Below are 17,620 nucleotides of genomic sequence, written 5' to 3'. Positions count from 1 at the left end.
CAGGAGGAAAATTATGTCATTCTTTACCCAAGGCGAAAACTATATTGAATACCACAATGCAGGTGAAACCCTCCGCATTATGGCATGGGGCCGGAACAGCCTCCGAGTGGTGTCTGTCCCCTCAGGCCCTCTTGACCTGGCCTGCAGTGCCCTGAAAGAACAGGCACCGTCAGATACTCAGATTCAGGCAGATGAGGAGACCGCCACGATCACAAACGGCAGGATCTCAGCGCTCATTGATACCAGGGGCTGGAACAGCGCAGCGGTTGTGACCTTCTTCAATGACAAGAAAGAAATACTGCTCAAGGAAATGGACGGCGGCGGCGCCCTGAACCGCAAAGCCCGGAAGTTCTCCCCTTATATCGGCGGTGATTTCCGTCTGAAAGTCTCCTTTGAAGCCAACAAGGACGAGAAGATCTACGGCATGGGCCAGTATCAGCAGGACATCCTGGATCTGAAAGGCTGCAACATAGAGCTGGCACACAGAAACTCCCAGGCGTCCATCCCCTTCTATGTATCCAGCAAAGGCTACGGATTTTTCTGGCACAATCCTGCCATCGGAAGCGTATCCTTCGGCAAAAATGTGACAGAGTGGAGAGCTGACAGCACGAAAAAAATGGACTACTGGATCACAGCGGGCGACACACCTGCCCAGATTGAATCTCAGTACAGCCAGGTAACGGGAAGGGCTCCCATGATGCCGGAATACGGGCTGGGCTTCTGGCAGTGCAAGCTGCGCTACTACAACCAGGAACAGGTGTTGTCCGTTGCCAGAGAGTACCACCGCCGCGGCATTCCCGTGGACGTTTTTGTGGTGGATTATTATCACTGGCCGCGCTGCGGGGATTACCGCTTTGATGAGCATTTCTTCCCTGACCCCAAGGCGATGGCAGAGGAACTGCGCTCTTATGGCATGGAACTCATGGTGTCCGTATGGCCCCAGATTGACTGGCGCAGTGAGAACTTTAATGAGATGCACCAGAAAGGACTTCTGGTACAGACAGAACACGGCCTGAACGTACAGATGGATTTCCATGGCAACAATGTCTTCTATGATGCCACCAACCCGGAAGCCAGAGAATATGTCTGGAATAAATGCAAAAAGAATTACGGGGAAAATGGGATCAAGCTTTTCTGGCTGGATGAAGCGGAACCGGAGTTCACCACCTATGATTACGAAAACTACCGTTATTATGCCGGAAGCGTTATGCAGCAGGGAAATATCTATCCCCGGGAATACGCCCGCGGTTTCTATGAAGGACAAAAAGAAAACGGGCAGGAGGATGTTCTGAACCTGGTGCGCTGTGCCTGGGCAGGAAGCCAGCAGTACGGGGCTTTGATCTGGTCAGGGGACATTCACTCCACTTATCAGGATTTCCGCAACCAGATCGTGGCAGGCCTGCAGATGGGTCTTTCCGGAATCCCCTGGTGGACCACAGATATCGGAGGCTTCCATGGCGGCAATATTTATGACAAGGACTTCCAGGAACTGCTGATCCGCTGGTTCCAGTTCGGTGCTTTTTGTCCTGTGATGCGTCTTCACGGCAGCCGCCTTCCGCGCACGCCCCTCTACAAAGCAGACGGGGAGGAGACAGAAGGCACAGGCGCTGACAATGAGATCTGGAGCTATGGGGAAGAAAATTATCAGATCATGAAGAAGTTCATTGAAATCCGTGAGATGATGCGGGATTATACCAGAAGCCTTATGGAGGAAACACACAAAACAGGTGCTCCTGTTATGCGCACTATGTTCTACGAATTCCCGGAGGACTTAAATACCTGGGAACTGGATACCCAGTATATGTACGGACCTGACATCCTGGCAGCCCCTATTGTGGAACCACATACCTTCAAAAGAAAGGTTTATCTGCCTGAGGGAAGCACCTGGACCAATGTCCATACCGGTCAGATCTTAAACGGCGGACAGTGGACAGAAGCAGAGGCTCCTATTGACTCCATGCCTGTATTTTTAAGGGACGGCAGACAGGAATATCTGATCCATACTATTTGACAGAAAATTAAATGTTGACATTTCTTTCCTGCCGCTATATGATTATGGCAGGAAATACCTGAAAACAATTGAATACGCAAGGGGAGCTGACGCGTCGGCTGAGAGGAAATACGAACGGATTTCGACCCTGGAACCTGATACGGATAATGCCGGCGTAGGAAGCGAACCAGAAGTTTATGTATATTTGGTGCATCCCATCCGGGGTGCACTTTTTTTCTAAAAAGCCCCCTCTATAAACATCTAAAGCCCATAACCGGCCGCTTATCCCCGTATCATTCACAGAAAGGAGAGTTTCATGCAGTACACAACACAGATGGACGCTGCCAGAAAAGGAATCATCACCAGTGAGATGGAAGCAGCGGCAAAAAAGGAACAGATGGATGTACATGAACTTATGGCCCTCATGGCCAAAGGCCAGGCCATCATTCCCTGCAACAAAAGACACACTTCCCTGGAGCCAAACGCCATCGGCTCCATGCTCAGAACAAAGATCAATGTAAACCTGGGCATTTCCAGGGACTGCAAGGACATGGATATGGAGATTGAAAAAGTCAATAACGCGGTAAAAATGGGGGCAGAATCCATCATGGACCTCAGCTCCTACGGTGACACCCGCACCTTCCGCAGACGGCTGACAACAGAATGTCCCGCCATCATTGGAACAGTCCCCATCTATGATGCTGTGGTCTACTATCACAAACCCTTAAAGGAGATCACATCACAGCAGTGGCTGGATATTGTGCGCATGCATGCGGAGGACGGCGTAGACTTTATGACCATCCACTGCGGCATCAACAAAGAAACTGCAGGCAGATTCAAACGCAATAAACGTCTCACCAATATCGTCTCCCGAGGCGGTTCCATTATCTTTGCCTGGATGGAAATGACAGGCCAGGAAAACCCTTTCTACGAACACTATGATGAAATCCTGGATATCTGCCGGGAATACGACATCACCATGAGTCTGGGGGATGCCTGCCGCCCAGGATGCATACAGGATGCCTCTGATATCTCTCAGATCGAGGAGCTGATCACCTTAGGGGAACTGACAAAACGCGCCTGGGAAAAGGACGTTCAGGTTATGGTGGAAGGTCCCGGACATATGCCTCTGGATCAGATTGCGGCAAACATGAAGATTCAGCAGACACTCTGTCAGGGCGCCCCCTTCTATGTTCTGGGGCCTTTGGTAACAGACATTGCCCCTGGCTATGACCATATCACTGCTGCCATCGGCGGCGCCATCGCGGCCACTTATGGAGCTTCCTTTCTGTGCTATGTGACCCCGGCGGAACATCTGCGCCTGCCTAACCTGGATGATGTTAAGGAGGGCATTATCGCTTCCCGCATAGCAGCCCACGCAGCCGATATTGCAAAGGGAGTGAAAGGTGCTGCCGACTGGGACAATAAGATGAGCGCTGCCCGCAAGAGACTGGACTGGGAAGAGATGTTCCGGCTCTGTCTGGCCCCGGAAAAAGCCAGACGCTACCGGGCGGAGGCCAAACCGGAAAAAGAGGATACCTGCAGCATGTGCGGCAATTTCTGTGCTGTGAAGAACATGAACCGGATCCTGGAAGGTGAGATCGTGAATATTTATGATGAATGACAAGCCCGGAAATGCACACAAGGATTCCATGTCCGCTGACCATTGGGTGCTTTTTGAAGTAAAAGCAGCACATACATAAAAGAGGTATATGAAATGATAAAGATTAACGGAAATGCAATACACCCTTCTGACCCCTGTACAGTAGAAACACTTCTTTTGGAACAGGGATATTCCCTGCAGCGCATCGCCGTGGAGCGAAACGGCGAAATCCTTCCCAAAAGCCGTTATGCTGACACCCCTGTGCAGGACGGCGATGCGTATGAAATCGTCAGTTTTGTAGGAGGCGGCTGAATTGGAAGACAAACATACCATACTGACAAAATCTGAGATCGATCAGGTTTTGATAAAACGCCACACCCTTCCTGTACATAAGAAGATCAGGCAGGCCGGGGCTGCCATTGCGGGCCTTGGGGGACTGGGCTCCAATGTGGCTGTCATGCTGGCGCGGGCCGGGATCGGAAGTCTTCATCTGATTGATTTTGACAGAGTAGAACCGAGCAACCTAAACCGCCAGATTTACAAAATGAAGCACCTGGGAGACTACAAAACAGACGCATTGAGGGAAGAGATCTCAGAGATCAATCCCTACATTTCCGTCCGCACAGATACGGTGAAACTGACGCCTGACAATACAGGTGTCATACTTGCAGATGACAGGATCATCTGCGAAGCATTTGACAGGGCGGAAAGCAAAGCCATGCTGATCAATCATCTGCTGGAACACCGTCCGGATGCTGCCATAGTATCCGGCTCCGGCATGGCCGGTTATGGAAGCAGCAATGCCATACACACGCAGCAAAGAATGAAGAACCTGTATCTCTGCGGGGACGGCACCAGCGATATCGCCTCCGGTATAGGCCTGATGGCGCCCAGAGTCGCACTCTGCGCAGCACATCAGGCAAATATGATACTGAGACTTATTCTTGGAGAAAAGGACGTATAGAAAAGAGGTTAATAACACCATGAAAGATGACAAATTGATATTGGGAGGACACGAATTCCACTCCCGTTTTATCCTGGGTTCCGGTAAATACAACCCGGAACTGATTCGCGCAGCCATAGAAAATGCCGGGGCCGAGATCATCACTCTGGCCGTGCGCAGAGCCAACAGCGGTACTGACAGTATACTGGAACATATCCCGGAAGGTGTAACCCTCCTCCCCAATACCTCCGGGGCCAGAACCGCCCAGGAAGCAGTGAGGATCGCACGTCTGGCCAGGGAACTGGGCTGCGGGGATTTTGTTAAGGTTGAAGTCATCCGTGACTCCAAATATCTGCTTCCTGACAACCAGGAAACCATTCGGGCCACAGAGATACTTGCAAAAGAGGGCTTTATCGTCATGCCTTATATGTATCCCGATCTAAACGCTGCCAGAGACCTGGCAAATGCGGGAGCCTCCTGTATTATGCCTCTGGGTGCGCCCATCGGCACCAACAAGGGCTTGTGCACAAAGGAATTTATCAAAATATTGATTCAGGAGATTGACCTTCCCATTATTGTGGACGCAGGGATCGGCCGCCCCTCCCAGGCATGTGAGGCTATGGAAATGGGCGCTGCCGCGGTTATGGCAAATACGGCCATTGCAACGGCTGGCGATATACCGGATATGGCGGAGGCTTTTAAAAAGGCGGTTGAAGCAGGACGCACGGCTTATCTCTCGGGCCTTGGGCGCATTGTAAACGGCAGAGCCAGTGCCTCCTCTCCGCTTACAGGATTTCTGGAACAATAGGGAGGATTCAAAATGACTGCAAAAAGAACGAATCATATGGAATATATGGAGGGCATGGAAGCTCTGGATTCTGATGTGATGGACAAGGTTATCCGGGACATGAACTGCTATGACTACAATGCTTTTTCAAAATCCCATGTGCTGGCTGCCCTGTCTCATGATATCCGTACACCCAGCGATTTCGCTGCGCTTTTGGCCCCTGCCGCTGAACCTTTGCTGGAGGAGATGGCACAGGCTGCGCAGGCTGAGACAAGGAAGCATTTTGGTAACTGTGTGAATCTGTTTACACCCCTTTATATTTCTAATCACTGTGAAAATCACTGTATTTACTGCGGGTTTAACTGCCATAACCATATCCGCAGGGCAAGACTGAACGCGGAAGAAATCGAGATGGAAATGGCGGCCATTGCCAAAACAGGACTGGAAGAGATCCTTATACTGGTAGGCGAAAGCCGTGCCAAAAGTGATGTGGAGTATCTGGGGGAAGCTTGCAGGATAGCAAGAAAACACTTTAAAATGGTTGGGCTGGAGGTTTATCCCATGAATAGCCATGAGTATGCCTATCTTCACAAATGCGGCGCAGATTATGTGACGGTATTCCAGGAAACCTACAATTCTGATAAATACGAGACTCTGCATCTGGCCGGGCATAAACGGATCTTCCCCTATCGTTTCCACGCACAGGAGCGTGCATTAAAAGGCGGTATGAGGGGCGTTGCCTTTGGAGCCCTTCTGGGGCTAGATGATTTCAGAAAGGATGCGTTTGCCACAGGGATGCATGCGTGGTATCTGCAGAGGAAGTACCCTCAGGCTGAGATTGCGTTTTCATGTCCCAGACTCCGGCCCATCATAAATAATGATAAGATCAACCCAAAAGATGTACATGAACCTCAGTTACTTCAGGTGATCATGGCTTACAGGCTTTTTATGCCCTTTGCAGGGATCACCATATCCACAAGGGAGCGGGCTGGGTTCCGTGATAAGGTTATCACCATAGCGGCCACGAAGATTTCCGCAGGTGTCAGCACAGGTGTGGGAAGCCATGTGGAGGAGCTGGAAGATAAAGGGGACGATCAGTTTGAGATTTCTGATGACAGAGGCGTTCGGGAGGTTTATCAGTCGGTTCTGGAACAGGGGATGCAGCCGGTGATGAATGATTATGTGTTTGTTTAGAAGGGGGGGGACGGAAGCAGTGGAGGCGGCGGGCAGGGGGGAGGTGTATGTTTGGGGCCGCTCGACGTTCCAGAACCTGTGAACTAACCTCTAACTGCAACTAAGACGCTCACCAGCGGGTTCGCGCCTAAGTTTCCGTAAGAGGTGGATTTCACAGAACCTTCCACTTAACCTCGCTGCCCCAAACATACACCTCCCCCCTGCCCGCCGCCTCCACTGCTTCCTGGTTTTCTCTGCCGGTAAGTTTTGATAGGGAGGATTGGCTGGCGTATAGATAGGTGCTTTTGAAGGTCAAATATTAGTGTTGGGAATTTTGTTTAGTTCGGGTTTTGGGGATGAGATGATGGAAAAATATGGGAATAAGATGATGGGGCGGTTATATAGTGGGGTTCCGTATGGGAAAATGCTTGCGGTGACGAGTCGGGGGCTTTGTGAGGGGGACTTTTTGGAGAGGGTTGAGAAGATTGCGGCGAAAGGGCCGAGAGGAATTTTGCTGAGGGAGAAGGATTTGGATGCCGGGGAATATGTGGAGCTGGCAAGGAGGGTTTTGGAAATTTGCAGGAGGTATGGGACTGCCTGTATTTTGCATTCCTGGCCGGAGGCTGCACGGGAGCTGGGGTGTTCGGGGATCCATCTGTCTTTTGGACAATTCCTTAAGGAGGTTGAGGAGGGAAATTTATTGGAGGGCTTTGGGATGATCGGCGTGTCGGTCCATTCTGCAGAGGAAGCTGTTATGGCGGAAAGGATGGGGGCCGGTTATGTGACGGCAGGACATGTGTTTTTGACGGAGTGTAAAAAGGGACTTCCTGCAAGAGGACTTCCTTTTTTGAGGAGTGTCTGTGAATCTGTCCGAATACCTGTTTATGCTATTGGCGGGATCACTCCTAATCGTGTGAATGATGTGCTTGATGCGGGGGCAGCCGGGTTTTGTGTTATGTCCGGGATCATGCACGGCTCACTTTGGGGGTTTTCCGAAAAGTGAGCCGCGCAGTCTGAGGTTTTATCCGTTCAGGTTTTCTTTTAGAAATCTTTTTACATTACCGCCCAGGATTTTTTCTGTTTGGGTGTATGTAAAGCCGTGTTTTTCCATCTGTTCTGCCAGAAGCGGTATCCGGCTACAGTCGGAGATTTCAGGCAGTTCTAAGATGCCGTCGAAATCGCTTCCCAGGCCAAGGCAATCTATTCCGCCGATGTTAGTGATGTAGTCTGCCATCTGTATGATTTCTTCCACTGTAGTGCCGGCCTCGCCCGGCTTCCAGCCGGGGCGCATGAAGGAGACGGCATAGTTCAGACCCATGACGCCGCCCCGGTTGGACAGGGTGCGGATCATATCGTCTGTCAGGTTTCTGGCAGAGGCTTTTACCAGACCTCTTGCGTTGGAGTGGCTGGCAAGGAAAGGACGGGTGGAGTATTTTACCACATCCCAAAATCCGCCGTCTGACAGGTGGGATACATCCACCAGTATGTGTAAGTGTTCCAGTTCTTCCAGGAACTGAATGCCTTTTTCCTTTAGTCCGCGGTTGTCACCCCAGCTCCAAATTTCCTGGGTAAAGGGGTTGCCCATGCAGTTTGGAAAGCCAAAATCATTCTCATAGTTCCAGGTAAGTGTAGCCATTCTGACGCCCTGTTCGTGAAACCACTTGAGGGTATCTGTGGATTCCTGGTATATGGCCCCTTCTTCAAGGGAAAGCAGTGCTGACATCCTGCCCGCCTTTTCGTTGGCTTCCAGCTCGCTGTAACTTGTGATCTGAGAGATCAGGTCCGGATTTTGGTCCATCTCCCGCTGAAAGACTTTCAGGATTTCTTTTGCTGCCCCTGCTGCGTCCGGTTCTTCCTCCCAGTTGACGTAGATGGCAAAGGTCTGCATGGTATAACCGCTCTTTTTCATTTTTTCCAGGTCCACACTCAGTGAATTACGGCGGAGGGAAGTGTGTTGTCCCTCATTTTCTAAATGACGAATTTTGCTGATGGTGTCGCAGTGCATGTCTATGATCTGCATAAAAAAACTCCGTTTCTATTGTATTATAAAAATATAAATATCTTTTGTTACCAATATATTATGAAACTGAACGATATAGTAAGAAAGTGCGCCTCCATTGATTGGAAACACACTTCCCTTTACTTTGTTATACTGTTTGATTTTTAAATTACAGCAGGTCTGTGCATTTAATGAACAGGCTATTTTACATTAATACAGGAACACCGCCACCCCATAAGCCGGCAGCGGATAAGCAAAGGAAAAGTCCCTTCCATCGCATTCCTTCTTCACTGCCTTATAAACAGTCTGCTCCACCGGCGTATCTCCGCCGAATCTGGGGTCTTTGCTGTTCAGGATCAGTTTATACTGTTTCCTCTTCGGCACCCCAACCCGGTAATCCTCTCTGGCAACCGGTGTGTAGTTGATGACAAACAGCAGATTATTCCTTCCGGTAGGAGACTTTCTCACAAAGCTGAAGATGCTTCTCGCCGCATCATCCGCGTTGATCCACTCGAACCCTTCCTGGTTATCATCATTTGCGTAAAGAGCAGGGTATTTCTTATATAAGGTAAGCAATTCTTTCACATAAGCCTGAAGCTGCTGGTGTTCCGGCTCTGCCAGCAGGAACCAGTCAAGCTCCCTGGCCTCGCTCCACTCCTGGAACTGGCCGAATTCCTGTCCCATGAACAGCAGTTTTTTGCCCGGATGACCGAACATATAGCTGTATCCGGCCTTCAGGTTCTCAAACTTGTCCTGCCCAAGCCCAGGCATCTTGTTGATCATGGAACATTTCAGATGCACGACTTCATCATGAGACAATACAAGGACGTAGTTCTCACTGTAGGCGTAACTCATGGAGAACGTCATCTTATGGTGATTATATTTGCGGAAATATGGGTCGAGTTTCATATATTCCAGGAAATCGTGCATCCATCCCATATTCCATTTTAAGCTGAATCCCAATCCGCCTTCCTCAGCCTTTCCGGTTACCATAGGCCAGGCTGTGGATTCCTCCGCGATCATGACTGTGCCTTTGTTTTTCCCAAGGACCACAGAGTTCAAATGTTTGAAAAACTCAATCGCCTCCAGGTTCTTGTTTTCCCCGTATTTGTTTGGTATCCACTGCCCTGCATCTCTTCCGTAGTCCAGGTACAGCATGGAGGCTACAGCGTCCACACGGAGTCCGTCAATGTGGTATTCCTGGATCCAGAACAGCGCGTTGGCGATCAGGAAATTCTTCACTTCATTTTTGCCGTAATCAAAAACTTTTGTCCCCCAGTCCGGATGCTCGCCTTTTCTGGGGTCTGCATACTCATATGTGGGGGTTCCGTCAAAGTCAGCCAGCCCATGGGCGTCCTTTGGGAAATGGGCCGGCACCCAGTCAAGGATCACACCGATTTTATTCTTATGCATGTAATTTACAAAATACTGGAAATCTTCAGGCGTTCCGTACCGGGACGTAGGGGCATAATACCCTGTTACCTGGTATCCCCAGGAACCGTCATAGGGATGTTCCGCTATGCCCATCAGCTCCACATGGGTGTACCCCATCTCTTTGATATAGTCTGCCAGAGAATGGGCCAGCTCCCTGTAGTTATAGAATCCGTCCTCATCCCGGTCATTGATCGGATGTTTCTTCCAGGAACCCGGATGCAGCTCATAGATAGACATGGCATCCTTCTTCTCATTGAATTCCAGGCGTTTTTTCATCCAGACGGAATCACCCCATTTGAATTTGGAAATGTCATATACACAGGAGGCTGTACCGGGGCGGTGCTCCGCATAGTTGGCATAAGGGTCCGCCTTGAAGAGCAGCTTGCCCTTGTATGTGGTAATGCAGAATTTGTACAGGTCACCCTCCCGCACTTTTGGTACAAAGAGCTGGTAAATACCCATATCATTGTCACATTTCATCACATTTTTGTCGGGGTCCCATTTGTTGAAATCTCCCACAACCGATACCGATTCGGCGTGAGGTGCCCAGACGGCGAAATATACGCCGTCTTTGCCCCGCTGTGTTGTGGGATGTGCACCCATCAGCTTATAGATTTCATAATGTGTTCCTTCTCCGAATAAATAGCGGTCCATCTCCGAGAATTTCATTGTTTTTCTTTTAGCCATAAGTCCTTCCCCTTTGTTTTCCTCTGATTTTACAGCACTTTAATCCCGCTGTAGGATTTCCGTAACAGTTCAGACAGGTCTGCGCATTTACTGCGCTGACCGTATGAAAAAGTAGTGCCGGCTTTATCCAGCCCATCGCGAAGCGATTTTTAATGGCTGGATGCGTAACGGTTCAGCTTGCCTAACTGTTACGGATTTCAAGCAGGACACTGCCTGCTGCTTCTATTGTAAAATTCAGTCTGCCGTTCTCCGGCACTGCTTCCTCCTGCGTTAAAAGGTTTACATAAGTTTTATTATCCATTGGCACCGGAACACTGATCTGTGCCGGGTTCTCATCATTGTTCACGGCAATGATAAGCCCTTCCTCCTCCGTAAATCTGGCAAAGGAAAACTGTCTATTGGTAAGCAGCAGCTCCCTGTATCTGCCTTCTGCAAGGCAGGTTTTATATTTCTCGTGTATTTCCCCAAGTGTCTTGACCCACAACATGATCTTGGAATCTTTCTGCTCGTTCAGGGCTTCCTCAATATCTACAGCAGGTCTGAGCGCGTCGTCCCCGCCATTATTCTTGCTGCCCTCAATTCCCCATTCGGAACCATAATAGACGGAGGGGATCCCTGGAAGCATATACAGAAGCGTATAAATAGGGAAAATGTGCTCCTTCACGTTAATCTTACTGTAAATACGGTCCACATCGTGATTGTCAACAAAGGAATAAAGCTTCATCCCCCTGTAGATACCGCCGTTTTCCTCAAATTCCCTTCTTATGGTATGGGCAATCTCAAAATAGTTATGGTCATTGTGACCCGAATAAATACCTTTGTGCAGTTCATAGTTCGTGACACTGTGCAGCATGTTCTGCCCATTCTGGATGTAGCGGCTGTAATCTCCGTGAATGACTTCCCCCATAAGCCAGAAGTCCTCTTTTTTCTCCCCTGTGCGTCTTCGCATATCCTCCATGAAGCCAAAGTCCAGACAGTCCGCACAGTCCAGCCGGATGCCGTCTATATCAAACGTATCGATCCAGTGATCGATCACATCCAGAAGGTATCCCTTCACCTCAGGATTCTGCAGGTTCAAGTTCACCAGCTCAAAACAGTTTCTCCATGCCTCATAGGAAAATCCGTCGTTATAGGGATTGTTTCCTCCAAAATTGATGCCCTTATACCATCCGCAGTAGGGGGAACCTTCCCGGTTCTGTTGAATATCCCGGAAGGCAAAAAATTCTCTTCCCGTGTGGTTGAACACACCGTCCACCACAACTTTGATCCCCATAGCGTGGGCCTTCTCCACGAACCGGGCAAAATCCCCGTTGTCCCCAAGCCTCTGGTCCACGGACTTATAATCCTTGGTGTCATACCCATGGGTGGTTGACTCAAAAAGCGGTCCGATATAGATAGCTGTTGCTTTGATATCCGCAAGATGCGGCAGCCATTTTTCCAGCTCCTCGAAACGGTGTACAACGCCTTCCTCTTTATTCACCCTGGGGGCGCCCGTCATCCCGATAGGGTACATATGGTAAAATACTGCCTCTTCATACCATTTTGCCATTTTGTTTCCTCCTTTTCCGGCTCTGCTTCATGCTGCAGGCCCAGACAAACCATGCAGGAACGCCATTTCCTTACTACGAATATATTCCATACATAAACTGATGCACGATCTCATATGTGGTCTCATCAGAAATTTCAAACCTTTCATCCTCGGAAAGTCCGTAGCTCACTGTCATAATATGATGGTTGAGCACACCTGTAAATCCCACGGCAAATAATTCCTGCCGCCCCCGCATGTTTCCCAATTGGGAGGACGCATCCTCAAAAATCTTAACAATGATCTTATAATACCGCTCAATAAGAGGTGAAACCGTTTTATAGGCTTCATTTTCCCTGCCGGAATAAAACAGAGACAGCATGAATAAATAGAATTTCTGGTTGGACGCAGCATAGTCAAAAAAGGTACGTGCTGCCTGATAAAGCACCCCCGGCAGACTCTCCCCCGGCTTTGCAATATCAAGGAGCCTGCTCTCAAACTCCTGGTATCCCGCCTCCAGCAGATTCTGCAAAAGTCCCAGCTTGCTTCCAAAATAGTAATATAAAGTTGGCTTTGATATCCCTGCCTTATCCACGATTTCCTGAACGCCTACCGCGTCATATCCCTTGGCATAAAACAGATCAAGCGCTGACTTTAAGATCAATTCTTTATTATCCATAACTGCCTCCCGGCTGTCCTGCATTGTATCTATCTTTTGTTTTTTTATTTTCCATCATTTGTTCTGCCTATTATTATACCAATCGGTATACAAAAAATCAAGAGGGTGTTGTAAAATCCATATTTTACAATACCCTCCTGTGAACAGATGGCATTTATTCTGTTATCCCTTCCAGTACATCCTCTTTCAGCCTCTCACACGCTGCAAGGATCTCCTTGATCTGCTCTCCTGTGATCCCGTCAATATGGATCCCGCAGGTGCATACTGCAGACGCCTTAGCTTTTACGGCAGCCGCCTCCGAAAACCTCCGGGCGATCTCCTCATCCTTATGCCCCATACAGCTGAGCACCGACGTGGTGGCACTGATCCCCCGGCCTGTAAGACTGGGCCTGGCTGCCGACAAAGTAGTGCAGCCAATATGCCCTGCCTCCTCATCCTGCAGTGTCACCGCATAGTCCCTGCCCATCCGGATCACATCACACCTTATGGTGATGCCGCATACTTGTGTTCTATATACTTTATGCATCTTTATTTACCTCTGCTCATCTTTTTTTCCTCCGGTACCATCCCATGGCCGGAACCCTTCCTGCCTAAGCCCAAACTGCAGCAGGATCTTTCCCGTTATATGGCTGATCTGATCCTCTATTGTCTCCGGATGGTTGTAAAAGGTCAGGACCGGAGGCACGATGACACATCCCAGATCGGATGCATGCAGCAAATTTCTCAGGTGCACTTTTCCAAAAGGCATCTCCCTCGGCACAAGTACCACTTTCCTTCCCTCTTTCAGGCACACATCCGCGGACCTCTGAATGAGATCATCCGCATACCCGCAGACGATCCCGGCCAGGGATTTCATACTGCAGGGCATGATGATCATCCCATCTGTAACAAAAGAACCGCTTGCTATAGAGGCAGCCTGATTTTTGTTGTCATGTACATGATCAGCCAGATTTAAAAGCGTTGAAAGGGGCAGGCCGGTTTCCAGCTCCCATGTTTTTCTGGCTCCCTCCGACACTACCAGATGCACCTCACAGTTATCCACGCTTTTCAATGCCTTTAAAAGATACCTGCTCATGATCACACCGCTGGCTCCTGTGACACCTACCACGATCCTCATATGTCTGCCGCCTCATTTCTTATGATATCTGCTGTTTCACTCATTTGGAAGGACTCCTTTCCATTTCAGAGGGTCTGCCTCCATAAACCGCGCACGGACAAACCTTTCCTTCTGGTCAAACGGTACCGTACAGTCAAAAATAGTCTTGCAGGCAATTCCATGATCACGGATTCCGGCAGAGCAGGAAGGGTCATTGGAGGGGTCTAAGGGATGGCATCTGACACCGGGAATGGTGATAATATCCGCGTCCCCCTGAAAACGTGTATTCATAGCCCAGAGTACGTCATTCATGTCAAAACAGTCCACATCCTCATCCACCAGAAATACATGTTTCAGCTCACTGAACGCGGAAAACGCCAGCAGTGCCGCCTGGCGCTGGCGGCCTTCATCGCTGGGCACGGACTTTTTGATCTGCAGTACCGCCATATATTTTCCTCCGCCTGAAGATGCACAGTATACATTCTGCAGCTTCCCGGGCATGGCTCTTTCCACCATCCCATATATACTTGCCTCGGTGGGGATACCTGCCATAGATACATGCTCCTCGCTCGGACCGATACAAGTCTGCATAATAGGGTTTTCCCTGTGTGTCACTGCCGTCACCTTGATCATCCAGCACTGGTCACTGGCAGGTCCTGTGTAGCCTGGAAATTCTGGCATGGCATATCCTGTATCCGTATTCTGGTCTTCCCTCACCCGCACATGCGGCAGGATCTCACCCTCGATCACATACTCCGCATTGGCAATGGCCCGCTCCTCTACAGTCAGGCACCGGCAGAGTTTTACCGGTTCTCCTCTGAGGGCTCCGGCCACTGCCAGTTCATCATAGCCCATGGGCGTTGTGGGCGGCTCAAAACAGGAGCCTATTTCAATGGCCGGGTCCACGCCTATGCTGATGGATATGGGCAGTTTCTGCCCCAGTTCTTCCGCCCGCTCCGCCATGGCTCCGATATGGCGGGCACCCGGTGTAAAGAATATGGAGAGTTCATCCCTGCTCTGGATACAGAGCCTGTGGATCGTCACATCACTGAAACCGGTGTCCGGATGTGTAGCGTAACACATTCCCATTGTTATGTACGGTCCCCCGTCATCCGGCGTATTGGTCGGCGCGGGAACCAGTTTATATAGATCAAAATCCGGGTCAGAGGCACGGTGCACCACCTGCTGGCATGGTGCCGGTTCCTGTATCAGCACTGGGGGGATGGGATTTTCCGCGCTTTTGCAGAGCACTTTTCCCAGGTCTTCGGGCCTGCAGTCCAGCAAAACGGCAGCTCTTTTTCTGCTGGCAAGCACCCCGACAGCCACTCTGGCACCGGGATGTCCCAACACATTGCCAAATATCATAGCCGGTCCCTCTTTTGTAGGACGCATGACCGTTCCGCCTGCACCTACATACCTGTATACCCCTGACAATTCTGCCATTGGCTCCACTTCCACATCCGTCTCCATAAGCTGTCCCGGCATGGTCCTCAGTAAATCCAGCGCACTTCTCAAATCTGTTACTTTATTCGGCATCTTAGTTTCCTCCTGTATTCCTTTTCCTATCGCAAAAACGGCTGAGTGTATTGCCTGGCCGTAAAATCTTTTATTGCCTGATCCGCTTATGAGTCTATCAATTTCAGCGCACGGAATCAATTCGATTTCCCGGATCATTCATTCCAAACAGGAATCAAATACAGGGCATAAAATGAAGAAACCTCCGGGATACAGAAAAAGGTCCCCGGGATTTCCTCCCAAGAACCTTTCAAACGATCATATACCAAACAGTTTTCCTGCATTTTCCCTGGTGACATCCACCACCGTCTCATAGGAGACACCTTTGATCGCTGCGATCTCCTCCGCCACATAAGTCAGATACGCAGAGCAGTTTCTATGTCTCCTGTACGGCTCCGGAGCCAGATACGGGGCATCTGTCTCCAGCAGCAGATATTCCAGTGGTGCGTACGCTACCACGTCCTTCAGCCGTTTCCCGTTCTTGAAGGTGACAACTCCGCCCACACCCAGATAATATCCCATATTCATGTATTCCTTTGCCTGCTCTACAGAGTAGGAATAGCAGTGGATCACACCCTTCAGATTATCTGCCCTCTCGGCCTTCATAAGATCCAAAGTATCTTTAGCCGCGTCACGGCTGTGGACAATAATAGGAAGCTTTGTCTCCTTTGCCAGATCCATCTGGCGGATAAACCATTTTTTCTGAATGTCATGGTGTTCCTTATCCCAGTAATAATCCAAGCCGATCTCACCGATGGCCACCACTTTCGGCAGGTCACACAGGCCTCTGAGCCATTTTATTTTTTCTTCGTCAAGGTTACCTACCTCGTCAGGATGAACGCCCACAGCGCCGTAGACAAAAGGATATTTCTCAGTCAGCTTAACCGTATCCTCCACACCCTGCAGGCTGGCACCCACATTGATGATCTTTTCGATGCCGTGCTCTGCCAGGGAGAGAAGCAGGCTGTCCCGATCCCCGTCAAAGGCCTCGTCATCGTAATGTGCATGTGTCTCAAATATCATGGATCTTCCGCTCCTTCAACTTCTTGTAAACAGTCTGGCGGAACAGCGCATAGACAACCGATGTAAGCGGTATGAAAACCAGCATACCCACAACACCCATCAGACTGCCGCCCACGGTGACTGCCACCAGCACCCAGATAGAAGGAAGCCCCACAGAGTTTCCCACCACATGAGGATAGATCAGGTTGCCCTCAATCTGCTGCAGCACCAGAAACAGTACAATAAATGCCAACCCTCTCATGGGGTCTACCACCAAAATCAGAAAAGTACCAACAGCACAGCCGATAAACGCTCCGAAAATAGGGATCAGGGCCGTAAATGCGATCAGGATCCCGATCAGCATGGCATAAGGGAACCGCAGCAGTGTCATGAACACGAAAAACATGGTGCCCAGGATCACTGCCTCCAGACACTGACCTGTCACAAAATTGGCAAAGGTTCTGTAACTGAGGGAACACACATCCAGAACTTTCTTCACAATTTTCTCTGACAGAAATGCATAGAAAACTTTCCGGATCTGCACTGTCAGTTTTTCCTTCTGCAGAAGGATATACACCGCAAACACAAGGGCGATGAAGAAATTCATAAGTACATTGACTACCGTACGGGCCATTGCCACAGTGGAATTGAGTACATTTCCGGCACCGTTCTTCAGGAAGTCAACCGCTGCTCCAATCAGGGAATTCCAGTCAAATTCCAGATTCTGTATCCACTCCGCAATCTGCTTGTTGTCATGGAAAGTTTCCACAGCCCAGGTCTGAAGCTTTGGAATGGCAGCTTCTACGCTGGCACTGACGCTCATAAAGGTCTGCCCCATCTCCGGAACCACCACAAGGATCACAACAAGGACTACGCCCACCACCAATATAAGGGACATGACCAGGCTTAACGGTCTTCCAAGTTTTTTCAACTTCCCTTTGCTCTCAGCAATACCGAAAAGCTTCTTCTCCAAAAAACTCATGGGTACATTCAGCACAAAGGCAAACGCGGCACCCAGAAGGAAAGGATAGGCGATCCCAACCAGGAAACGGGCAAAAACCAACAGCACATCCGCCTTCTGTATTCCCACGTAGACTACCACAGCAAACAGAATCAGAAACATCAGATTTTTTATATCTTTTTTATTCAGGTTCATTCTACTCCTCTCCTTCTCCCCTCTCGTCAAC

At 49.7% G+C, this 17,620-nt stretch carries 16 protein-coding genes and 1 riboswitch; of the genes, 7 read left to right on the top strand and 9 right to left on the bottom strand.

The window, feature by feature from the left end; genetic code table 11:
* The first annotated feature begins 13 nt into the window (after window positions 1-13).
* The 7 genes from CI595_RS16020 to CI595_RS15990 all read left to right on the top strand — a co-directional run bounded on the left by CI595_RS16020 (window position 14) and on the right by CI595_RS15990 (window position 7,499).
* A complete protein-coding gene (locus CI595_RS16020; protein WP_095174632.1) occupies window positions 14-2,011 on the top strand; it encodes a glycoside hydrolase family 31 protein in 1,998 nt (665 codons plus the stop codon).
* Between the two features lie 69 nt (window positions 2,012-2,080).
* Window positions 2,081-2,188, top strand: a riboswitch (TPP riboswitch).
* 118 nt (window positions 2,189-2,306) lie between these two features.
* Complete coding sequence (gene thiC, locus CI595_RS16015; protein WP_095174631.1) at window positions 2,307-3,614, top strand: phosphomethylpyrimidine synthase ThiC; 1,308 nt, start codon at window positions 2,307-2,309, stop codon at window positions 3,612-3,614.
* Between the two features lie 93 nt (window positions 3,615-3,707).
* Entirely contained in the window at window positions 3,708-3,905 is a 198-nt protein-coding gene (gene thiS / locus CI595_RS16010) for a sulfur carrier protein ThiS (RefSeq protein ID WP_095174630.1), read from the top strand.
* 1 nt (window position 3,906) lies between these two features.
* On the top strand, window positions 3,907-4,557 hold the full coding sequence (gene thiF / locus CI595_RS16005; RefSeq protein WP_095174629.1) for a sulfur carrier protein ThiS adenylyltransferase ThiF: 651 nt from the start codon (window positions 3,907-3,909) through the stop codon (window positions 4,555-4,557).
* A 19-nt stretch (window positions 4,558-4,576) separates the two neighbouring features.
* On the top strand, window positions 4,577-5,344 hold the full coding sequence (locus CI595_RS16000; protein WP_095174628.1) for a thiazole synthase: 768 nt from the start codon (window positions 4,577-4,579) through the stop codon (window positions 5,342-5,344).
* Between the two features lie 12 nt (window positions 5,345-5,356).
* Window positions 5,357-6,517: a 2-iminoacetate synthase ThiH gene (thiH, locus tag CI595_RS15995; RefSeq protein WP_095174627.1), complete on the top strand. Its 1,161-nt coding sequence runs from the start codon at window positions 5,357-5,359 to the stop codon at window positions 6,515-6,517.
* A gap of 340 nt (window positions 6,518-6,857) precedes the next feature.
* The gene (locus CI595_RS15990; RefSeq protein ID WP_330397305.1) at window positions 6,858-7,499 is read left to right on the top strand and encodes a thiamine phosphate synthase; all 642 of its coding nucleotides are present in this window, start codon (window positions 6,858-6,860) and stop codon (window positions 7,497-7,499) included.
* 18 nt (window positions 7,500-7,517) lie between these two features.
* Here the strand turns inward: CI595_RS15990 and CI595_RS15985 are convergent, their stop codons facing one another.
* The 9 genes from CI595_RS15985 to CI595_RS15945 form a co-directional block, all read right to left on the bottom strand.
* On the bottom strand, window positions 7,518-8,516 hold the full coding sequence (locus tag CI595_RS15985) for a dipeptidase (RefSeq protein WP_095174626.1): 999 nt from the start codon (window positions 8,514-8,516) through the stop codon (window positions 7,518-7,520).
* Window positions 8,517-8,705: 189 nt separating this feature from the next.
* Window positions 8,706-10,616, bottom strand: a complete 1,911-nt coding sequence (glgB, locus tag CI595_RS15980) for a 1,4-alpha-glucan branching protein GlgB (protein WP_095174625.1) — start codon at window positions 10,614-10,616, stop codon at window positions 8,706-8,708.
* 181 nt (window positions 10,617-10,797) lie between these two features.
* Window positions 10,798-12,165, bottom strand: a complete 1,368-nt coding sequence (locus tag CI595_RS15975) for an alpha-amylase family glycosyl hydrolase (RefSeq protein WP_095174624.1) — start codon at window positions 12,163-12,165, stop codon at window positions 10,798-10,800.
* A 73-nt stretch (window positions 12,166-12,238) separates the two neighbouring features.
* A complete protein-coding gene (locus CI595_RS15970; protein ID WP_095174746.1) occupies window positions 12,239-12,820 on the bottom strand; it encodes a TetR/AcrR family transcriptional regulator in 582 nt (193 codons plus the stop codon).
* Window positions 12,821-12,974: 154 nt separating this feature from the next.
* Window positions 12,975-13,346 carry a prenylated flavin chaperone LpdD gene (lpdD, locus tag CI595_RS15965; protein ID WP_095174623.1) on the bottom strand — a complete coding sequence of 124 codons (372 nt, stop codon included), beginning with the start codon at window positions 13,344-13,346 and terminating at the stop codon, window positions 12,975-12,977.
* A 6-nt stretch (window positions 13,347-13,352) separates the two neighbouring features.
* A complete protein-coding gene (locus tag CI595_RS15960; RefSeq protein ID WP_095174622.1) occupies window positions 13,353-13,937 on the bottom strand; it encodes a UbiX family flavin prenyltransferase in 585 nt (194 codons plus the stop codon).
* Between the two features lie 36 nt (window positions 13,938-13,973).
* Window positions 13,974-15,452, bottom strand: coding sequence for a UbiD family decarboxylase (locus CI595_RS15955; protein WP_095174621.1), 1,479 nt, complete (start codon window positions 15,450-15,452; stop codon window positions 13,974-13,976).
* A 237-nt stretch (window positions 15,453-15,689) separates the two neighbouring features.
* Complete coding sequence (locus tag CI595_RS15950; protein ID WP_095174620.1) at window positions 15,690-16,454, bottom strand: TatD family hydrolase; 765 nt, start codon at window positions 16,452-16,454, stop codon at window positions 15,690-15,692.
* A complete protein-coding gene (locus CI595_RS15945) occupies window positions 16,444-17,589 on the bottom strand; it encodes an AI-2E family transporter (RefSeq protein WP_095174619.1) in 1,146 nt (381 codons plus the stop codon). The genes CI595_RS15950 and CI595_RS15945 overlap by 11 nt, the downstream gene beginning before the upstream one ends.
* Window positions 17,590-17,620: the final 31 nt, after the last annotated feature.

The sequence above is a fragment of the Blautia hominis genome, assembly GCA_002270465.1.
In the GTDB taxonomy this organism is placed as follows: Bacteria; Bacillota; Clostridia; order Lachnospirales; family Lachnospiraceae; genus Blautia; species Blautia hominis.
The sequence above is the reverse complement of the archived record's forward strand: the minus strand, read 5'-3'. Positions and strand labels throughout refer to the sequence as shown.

Excerpts from the sequence above, each read along its gene's own strand:
- CI595_RS16020 (WP_095174632.1), top strand. The coding sequence starts at position 14 with ATGTCATTCTTTACCCAAGGCGAAAACTATATTGAATACCACAATGCA.
- thiC (WP_095174631.1), top strand. The coding sequence starts at position 2,307 with ATGCAGTACACAACACAGATGGACGCTGCCAGAAAAGGAATCATCACC.
- thiS (WP_095174630.1), top strand. The coding sequence starts at position 3,708 with ATGATAAAGATTAACGGAAATGCAATACACCCTTCTGACCCCTGTACA.
- CI595_RS16000 (WP_095174628.1), top strand. The coding sequence starts at position 4,577 with ATGAAAGATGACAAATTGATATTGGGAGGACACGAATTCCACTCCCGT.
- thiH (WP_095174627.1), top strand. The coding sequence starts at position 5,357 with ATGACTGCAAAAAGAACGAATCATATGGAATATATGGAGGGCATGGAA.
- CI595_RS15990 (WP_330397305.1), top strand. The coding sequence starts at position 6,858 with ATGATGGAAAAATATGGGAATAAGATGATGGGGCGGTTATATAGTGGG.
- CI595_RS15985 (WP_095174626.1), bottom strand. The coding sequence starts at position 8,516 with ATGCAGATCATAGACATGCACTGCGACACCATCAGCAAAATTCGTCAT.
- glgB (WP_095174625.1), bottom strand. The coding sequence starts at position 10,616 with ATGGCTAAAAGAAAAACAATGAAATTCTCGGAGATGGACCGCTATTTA.
- CI595_RS15975 (WP_095174624.1), bottom strand. The coding sequence starts at position 12,165 with ATGGCAAAATGGTATGAAGAGGCAGTATTTTACCATATGTACCCTATC.
- CI595_RS15970 (WP_095174746.1), bottom strand. The coding sequence starts at position 12,820 with ATGGATAATAAAGAATTGATCTTAAAGTCAGCGCTTGATCTGTTTTAT.
- lpdD (WP_095174623.1), bottom strand. The coding sequence starts at position 13,346 with ATGCATAAAGTATATAGAACACAAGTATGCGGCATCACCATAAGGTGT.
- CI595_RS15960 (WP_095174622.1), bottom strand. The coding sequence starts at position 13,937 with ATGAGGATCGTGGTAGGTGTCACAGGAGCCAGCGGTGTGATCATGAGC.
- CI595_RS15955 (WP_095174621.1), bottom strand. The coding sequence starts at position 15,452 with ATGCCGAATAAAGTAACAGATTTGAGAAGTGCGCTGGATTTACTGAGG.
- CI595_RS15950 (WP_095174620.1), bottom strand. The coding sequence starts at position 16,454 with ATGATATTTGAGACACATGCACATTACGATGACGAGGCCTTTGACGGG.
- CI595_RS15945 (WP_095174619.1), bottom strand. The coding sequence starts at position 17,589 with ATGAACCTGAATAAAAAAGATATAAAAAATCTGATGTTTCTGATTCTG.